At 36.7% G+C, this 2,225-nt stretch carries 4 protein-coding genes and 1 pseudogene; all 5 read left to right on the top strand.

The features are described from left to right. A pseudogene (locus BN55_RS10110) lies at nt 1-572 on the top strand (hypothetical protein); the annotation flags it as partial. Nucleotides 573-578: 6 nt separating this feature from the next. Then, a complete protein-coding gene (locus BN55_RS08765; protein ID WP_008471754.1) occupies nt 579-914 on the top strand; it encodes a hypothetical protein in 336 nt (111 codons plus the stop codon). Between the two features lie 56 nt (nt 915-970). After that, complete coding sequence (locus BN55_RS08760) at nt 971-1,321, top strand: hypothetical protein (protein WP_008471753.1); 351 nt, start codon at nt 971-973, stop codon at nt 1,319-1,321. 56 nt (nt 1,322-1,377) lie between these two features. Further along, complete coding sequence (locus BN55_RS08755) at nt 1,378-1,785, top strand: hypothetical protein (protein ID WP_008471752.1); 408 nt, start codon at nt 1,378-1,380, stop codon at nt 1,783-1,785. Next, nucleotides 1,782-2,057 carry a hypothetical protein gene (locus tag BN55_RS08750; protein ID WP_008471751.1) on the top strand — a complete coding sequence of 92 codons (276 nt, stop codon included), beginning with the start codon at nt 1,782-1,784 and terminating at the stop codon, nt 2,055-2,057. The genes BN55_RS08755 and BN55_RS08750 overlap by 4 nt, the downstream gene beginning before the upstream one ends. Nucleotides 2,058-2,225: the final 168 nt, after the last annotated feature.

The raw sequence follows: 2,225 nt of genomic DNA, 5'->3' as shown, positions 1-2,225 counted from the left end.
AAGTATGGATTCCGGTAGGAGGATCAGGTCAGCAGCCTTTTGCTTATAGATATTGGGAAGGGAATAATTATGGCACGTGGAAGGAAGTTGCTGACTCTGACGAATTGAACTCAGTTAGAAATCTTGCATCCAACAATAAAAACGCCACAGATGCACTTCAAGCTAAAACTAACGTTGCAGCACCTCTTTTTAGACGAATAACCACTAACAATAACTGGCAAGATATTTTAGGTGTTCCTAATTCAAATCAAATTCTAGTTTCTATCCGTGATGATACGGGTGGTGGAAACACGTTAGGTGGCAACTCAGCTGGAATTGCTTTTGGTGGTGGTGATACTAAAGGCGTTTTAAATGTTAGTTACAGTAACCACACCGCACGAATTATTGGTGGTAACGGTAATGCCCCAGTATGGCATGAAGACATTGCCTGGAAGAGTGATATCACAAACGTTAACAATCGAATAAATGAACTAAACGCTAAAATGCCAGACATTCACGTTGTTAATAGTGAAGCTGAGGGCAACACGTATTTAGCCAGCCACCCGAATGCGATTATTATGGTGAAAGGATAGATAACAATGATTAAAGAAATCATGACAAGTGAAGGTAAGTATGTAAAAATGTTGCCAGCCGGAACTAGAGTAAAAATTAATAAAGGAATTCCTTATTACGATTTAAATAATAAAAATTTATTTGGATATTCAGACGGTTATGACTCTGGTTTTACTTTTCAATCAGTTTTTATTTTGAAAGATGTTTTATATGCTGTTATTCAAAGCGGTGCGAGAAATATTTTTTATAGCTTAACTCAAGGCGGAGAATCAGGATATAGTTATGAACCTTTTGGAGAAGATAGTTACGCGCTAGCTCAGGTCATTGTGAAATATAGTGATTTAACTTTCATGGGGGGGTAAAATCCGCCTTTATCAAGCTATTGCATCGTTTTTCTTTAAGAGGGGCGGTGTGTTAAATGGTTATTAGCGAAATCATTACAAGTGCCGGAAAATTCATTAAAGATATTAGTGCTATGCACGTTTCTAATAAAGACGACCTTGTAGATACTTATCGAGTTTCAGGTAGTGAAAACAACATTGAGGTCAATGTGAACTATGATACATCTATTGGGAGTGCCTATAGACTACCACTAAGTAGTATCACAAGATACTCAGACAGACCTATGGCGACGATTATTCCAAATAAAGGAAGCTATGCTGGTCAGAAGTTTTATTGCTTTTATTGCGGTGGGGGTGGTATGTATGGCGAAGGCGTTACGCACTACGTTGTTAAAGCTAGTGACGTCCAGCTAATTTCGGGGGGGTAATTAGGTCCCTCTATAGACTGATATATCAACGTTTTCATGGCTTGGAGGTGGCATAAATGGCTATCTCTGAAATTATGACTGTTGAAGGTGTGTTTGTTCCTAAACTAGCTGGTAAAATTGTTCAATTTAATAGTAATAATCCATCAATTGCACGCTATTATATGAATTTTTATCCAGATGCAAATACAAATACTGATAGAATAGTATTTTCAAGTTTGACTCCAGACGAATACAACAATGGGGCTATTTCAACAAGCATGTTGTATTTAATAATGGGGGTAATTACTGCTCCAAATGGAGAAAAATTTATACATATGATGATACGATACAATTATAATTATTGGTATAAGTATGATGATATTAAGCCTTTATTGAAAGACGCCACCTTTATTTATAATGGGGGGGTAGCTAAAGCCCTCTATATACGGCTGTTTAGCCACCTTGAAAGTGGGGTGGTTATATGATTGAAGAAATTTTAATTGGAAAATATAGATATGTTCCTGATCCTAATTGTTGGAGAATTGGGGAGCAACACTATTTTGTTGATGTTTATCAGTTAATGTCAGATGGAACACAAACACATCTTAGTGAGCCATTTGATGAAGATATTTCCGGCTTTTCAATTAATCGTGTTGTTTGGCGAGATAATACAAAATATTATGTTTTAGGTTCTGAACCTAATGCTTATTACGTTAAAGCTAAAGATGTGAAATCTACCACATATATAGTTAGATAAAGCCCCAGCGAGGGCTTTTTTATTTATGGAAGGAAAAATAATTATGGCACAAGAATACTACTACTGGATGTCTACGGATGACGTCCCTTTTGACACAATCACCACTTTACACGAATACACGGAGAACCATTACCCAATTGTGGTTGAAGCTCCTGATCCAAGCTTAAA

It is taken from the genome of Lactobacillus hominis DSM 23910 = CRBIP 24.179, from assembly GCF_000296835.1.
In the GTDB taxonomy this organism is placed as follows: Bacteria; Bacillota; Bacilli; order Lactobacillales; family Lactobacillaceae; genus Lactobacillus; species Lactobacillus hominis.
This window is presented reverse-complemented; position numbering and strand designations above follow the sequence as displayed.